Source organism: Calothrix sp. CBUCES-K 9914 (assembly GCF_059640475.1).
Map to the genome: position 1 here is coordinate 1 of NZ_JBXXZH010000430.1, position 4,768 is coordinate 4,768.

Here is a 4,768-nt window from a genome sequence, read left to right on the forward strand (position 1 = left end):
TTTTTATGGAGATGCACAGCTTTATTCTATCTATTGTACTTCACTAGACCGAAAAACGCTATAAGTTTAGTATTAATAATATTTATCTTTTCAAGGATAAGCTGAGGAGGAAAGTAAATTAATGGCGCCGCGATTATTTAAAGCGTGCCCACTCACCGCTACTTAAATCCCGTAGTGGAGGTAAATCTAATACAGCTTGCTCAAAAATAGAACTTTCTGTAAAAATATCTTCTAAGGTTAGCAGATGAATTTTCAACTTATCTATATTTGGACATTTGTTTAACTTGGACATGAAACCTGGTGTATAACCAACACCAGCCAATAAGATGCCAATACTTGCTTGATAAATTGATATATTACCCCAAAAATCCGCTACATACGAAGCATCTAGAGACTTTCGGGATAATTTAGATTGGAAATAAATTTTTTCCCCATTAATTTCTCCTTCTCCATCAATCCCACCATCTGCTCCTGCTGAACCTGGAGTTAAACCAAGGTATACGGCAAAGCGGCGCCCAAGGTCTTGCTTGACAGACGAATCAGAATATATAATTCCATCAATTAATGCACTAGTTTCAATGTAATCCATTATTGATGCATTAACTTGCAACTTTGGTTTTGTGTGTAATTAATCTTTCATAAAGCAAATTTATTCCTGTGGTAACACATTCATAAATGTTATCTGTCATTCCCAATACTCGAAGTTTGTGAGCAACTAAAGCTGTTAATACCAATTTTTTAAAGCGCGCTATAGAGGTTACAAAATTTAGATTATATTTATCTTGAACTGAATTGTTTTTAGTTGTGTTTACACATTCCTCCAAGAGTTTTTTAACTTCTTCGTCATCTCGATTAAAGTAAACATAGCCAACAGCTGTATCTAATAAATCAGTAACAGATAATTCTAAAGCTTGCGTCAGTTGCTGAATTTTTTTTAATTGCTCGTCGTCAAACTCAAGCGTAACTTCTAATACTGGTTCCGCTTCAGCCGCTTGCTGCAAACCTTCGGCAATAGCTTGTTCAACCATATAATCCTCTGATTGATTGTTGTAGTTACTTACAGACATACCTATCTCCTTTAAGTTTTGATTAGCGAATTGAAATATACAAGCAGATACTCGTACCCCTCATAACTCCAAATATACTTTCTATCTTTATATATAGCTAATTGCATTTTATCCTGTAAATTAGGAATTGCATTAGCAACTCTACAGGTATTTGGCTTATTCTTTGCATCTATCTTATCAATCACCTCTAAAATGCTTTCTTGTGCCACTCCAAGAGGAACAACAATAACTTTTGGGGAAAAACCAGGCTTCGCTAGTTGAGAAACGACTTTTAATGTTTTTGGAAGATTACGTAATGCTTTGAGTTCTTGAGACTTATTTACAGGCACTAATACAAGGTCAGGGTTGTTGCCAACAATAACTTGAACTGTATTTTTTAGAGGAGTATCAATATCTAAAACAATATGGTCGAATCCTTTTAAAGCTAAAGCCTTAACAGTCTTACGTTCTTTGTTAGAGATAACTGCCCTGTAACCATCTGTATCAACATCCTGAGCTTGAGTTGGTATTCTACCAGTATAAAATTGCCATGAATCAGACTGCTCATCGCAGTCTATCACAAGCGTTTTCTCTGACGAAGCTATTAAAGCACCAGCAGCATGAATAGCCAAGGTACTTTTACCTACCCCTCCACTATTGTGAGTACACAGAACTATCAAGTTTTACTTCCGTTACTAAACACCCTTACTTAGCTATTGTATATAACTAACTGCGTTTATCAAAGCGTATAAGCAAGGTTTAAGCTTGGCTATGCTTCATATACTGACATAAATACAGGCGCCTTTATTAAAGTAGTGACGCACTGAGCGGTAAATACCTAGACATGGCATTAATACAAAATTTCCTTCCTGACTATTTGTGACGTATACTGAAATTAAAATTTAACGTTTAAAAACTATGCAAGAATTTGTAATTCAAGTTTGGGCTAATAGCAAGGGTTTATCATTACTATTCTAAAGCATTTGCATTAATATATCAAAAAAATTATGCATAAACTTTCCTTAATTCATAAATTTCTAACGTTGGTTCTTCTCTAGTCAAAAGTTCATGTAATTCGGCAATTGAAATCGATGATTTTTGAATATTAGTTTCATTCTTATAAACATCTTGGAAAGTATTAGCAAGTCTATAATTTGTCTTGATTGTTCCTCAAGTGCATCAAAAGCGAAAGAAATCTTCTCTGGTAAGAAGTGGTTAAGTAACGCTCCTAATGGTTTTGCGTTTTCAGGAGATGCATGATATCTTAAATTATCTGGCTTTACAATTTCGTATTCTAGAGATGCAACCTCTACCTTGTTAAGACTTCCTTTTGATAGATTATTATCTTTTATTCGTTGTTGTATGGTTTTTTTGCTTCCACGAATTTGTATTGCTTCTTCATTAGGGTGATTTTCTAAGTTAGATTTAACAGTAAGTTGGCATTCTTCTAAACAGAGGTGTAATTGTGTTATTTATTTCTCAGTTTCACACCCACAGGATGAGAATACGAAAGAGCAATTAATTGATTTTAAAGTTTCATATTTATTCAGGCATAAATATGCTTATATGTGGGAATGAAGCTCTCATGCTCATCAACACTTGGTGATAATTCAAAGCCAATTAATATGTTTTTTGATTCTTGATTATTAAAAATAATATCATTAAAATTACCTATTTTTAAAATATGATTATTTAGTACTAGTGAACGAGAGCTTACAGGATTTTGTAATGTTTGAGTTGTTAATAACAAACTTTGAATAATCGTACTTTTACCTGAACTGTTGGCACCAGCAAATATAGTTAGTGGTGCTAATTGAAGTGTTGTTTTATTACATACAGATTTAAAATACTGAAGAGTCAATGTAGTTAACATAAATATTTGCCTTTTAAAAAGACTTTATTAAGTGTTATGTAATACTAACAAGGTATGCTTTTGTGAGTCTGTAACAAGTATACCCTGATTTTTGACACTTGGGTTAAGAACCTCTCCTCCAGCCCCTCTCCTCGTAGGAGAGGGGAGCAAACATACAAATATACTCCCCCTTCCCTACTAGGAAGGGGGTTGGGGGGTTAGGTTTGCAATAACATAATATTCAGTATTTCTTCGGTAATCAATTATCAATAAGCTTCATGAAAATTTTAAATTATTTCTACTTCCCTATTGTGATTATTTTCTCTGTTCGGGAAATATAAATAGTAAGGCTATGCGTAATTAGCCTTATAAAATTGGTAAGAATAGTTTAAACAATCAGGAGTATTTTATGATTCCATTAATTTTGGGTGCAGTCGCTATAGTTTCTGCTGTTGCCGGAGCTGGTGCTGGAGCAGTAGGAATATCCGACATGAATGAGGCAAAAGAAATTGGCAAACGCGCTCAAAAACGTTACGAGGATGCTGCTGATGAGTTAAAAGTATATTGGGGAGGCACAAACAGTATTGCTGAAGAGTACGGTCAGTTTCAGCTTAATGTCATGATGCGTACAATTGGGCGTTTTGTTGATTTTATTGAGCGTAACATCGGTAAAGCGAAACAAAGCGAAAAGGAATTTTTAGAAGGTCTAGACGGTATTTCTGTTCAACAAATTAAAGAATATAAAACTGCTGCACTAGAAGCAGAACAGTTCTTCAAAGGTGGGCTTAAAGCTATTGGAAGCGCCGCAGCAGGATATGGTGGCGCCATGAGTCTTGCTACGTCCGTAGGAGTGGCTAGTACCGGAGCAGCGATTTCAGGATTAAGCGGTGCAGCTGCTTGGAATGCTACTCTAGCATGGCTTGGAGGTGGTTCTCTTGCTGCTGGAGGTGGTGGTATGGCTCTTGGTTCTCTTGTTTTGGGAGGTATTACAGTTGGTCCAGCCTTAGCAATTGGAGGTTTTATGCTTGCCAGCGAGGGCGAAAAAGCTTTAACTAAAGCACGAGAGTATGAAGCAGAAGTTAATACAGCAATTGCTAAAATTGAAACAGCTCAATGCTTTATGGCACAAGTAAGACAGCGAATTAACGAGTTGCAGAGTGTACTAGAATCTATAAATAATCGTACAGTTCTCGCACTTAATGAACTGGAATCTCTCGCATCATTCGATAAAAAAAGAGATGCCGCTAAATTTCAACAAGTCGCTCTTCTTGTAAAAGCACTTGCAGAAATAATGAAAACACCCGTTTTAGATAGCGAAGGTCAATTGAACCCTGCTACTGCAAATATTCAAGCTAAATATCGAACATTGGGAAGTAACTAGAAATGCCCATTAAGAAAACTATCATAGCTCAATTTACCAATCCTGTTCAATCTATACAGGAAATGGTTTCAGCATACACAGATTATCTCAAAATAGCTGAAGAAGAAAAAACGAAACGACGCGATATTGAAGCTTGGGAAAAAACAACTATTGCTCAAATCAACGCTCAACGAGACTTTCTGATAGGTTATCTTGACCGCTCATTCGATGAACGTGCTAAAAATTTCCATGCTTTGTTTACTATTGTTGATAGTGCAATCGCATCTGGTAACAATGAACAACTGGCATTAACTTTGAATTCAATTGCAGAATTAGCTAAATCTTCTCCATTCAAAGACCTTGCTAATCTAAATAATGTTCGTGCTGCACTTGATGATCCAGACCACGAATGGGAATTTTAATCTGCATCATTTAGTCAGATTTTATCGGTTCTATCGTACATAGCGTGCTAAATTTTAATTAAAATCTATAAATATGCTTGATTTACAA

Annotated in this window: 6 protein-coding genes; 2 read left to right on the plus strand and 4 right to left on the minus strand. The window is 35.5% G+C overall.

Annotated elements, in window-relative coordinates; genetic code table 11:
* Positions 1–133 precede the first annotated feature (133 nt).
* The 4 genes from AC2JBO_RS43170 to AC2JBO_RS43185 form a co-directional block, all read right to left on the minus strand.
* A complete protein-coding gene (locus AC2JBO_RS43170; RefSeq protein WP_496959772.1) occupies positions 134–589 on the minus strand; it encodes a restriction endonuclease in 456 nt (151 codons plus the stop codon).
* A 10-nt stretch (positions 590–599) separates the two neighbouring features.
* Positions 600–1,067 carry a hypothetical protein gene (locus AC2JBO_RS43175; protein ID WP_496959773.1) on the minus strand — a complete coding sequence of 156 codons (468 nt, stop codon included), beginning with the start codon at positions 1,065–1,067 and terminating at the stop codon, positions 600–602.
* Positions 1,068–1,078: 11 nt separating this feature from the next.
* A complete protein-coding gene (locus AC2JBO_RS43180) occupies positions 1,079–1,726 on the minus strand; it encodes a nucleotide-binding protein (RefSeq protein ID WP_496959774.1) in 648 nt (215 codons plus the stop codon).
* A gap of 866 nt (positions 1,727–2,592) precedes the next feature.
* Positions 2,593–2,919 carry an AAA family ATPase gene (locus AC2JBO_RS43185; RefSeq protein WP_496959775.1) on the minus strand — a complete coding sequence of 109 codons (327 nt, stop codon included), beginning with the start codon at positions 2,917–2,919 and terminating at the stop codon, positions 2,593–2,595.
* Between the two features lie 388 nt (positions 2,920–3,307).
* Here AC2JBO_RS43185 and AC2JBO_RS43190 point away from each other — a divergent pair, with 388 nt between their 5' ends.
* Positions 3,308–4,279: a hypothetical protein gene (locus AC2JBO_RS43190; protein WP_496959776.1), complete on the plus strand. Its 972-nt coding sequence runs from the start codon at positions 3,308–3,310 to the stop codon at positions 4,277–4,279.
* Positions 4,280–4,281: 2 nt separating this feature from the next.
* Positions 4,282–4,680, plus strand: coding sequence for a hypothetical protein (locus AC2JBO_RS43195; RefSeq protein ID WP_496959777.1), 399 nt, complete (start codon positions 4,282–4,284; stop codon positions 4,678–4,680).
* Positions 4,681–4,768: the final 88 nt, after the last annotated feature.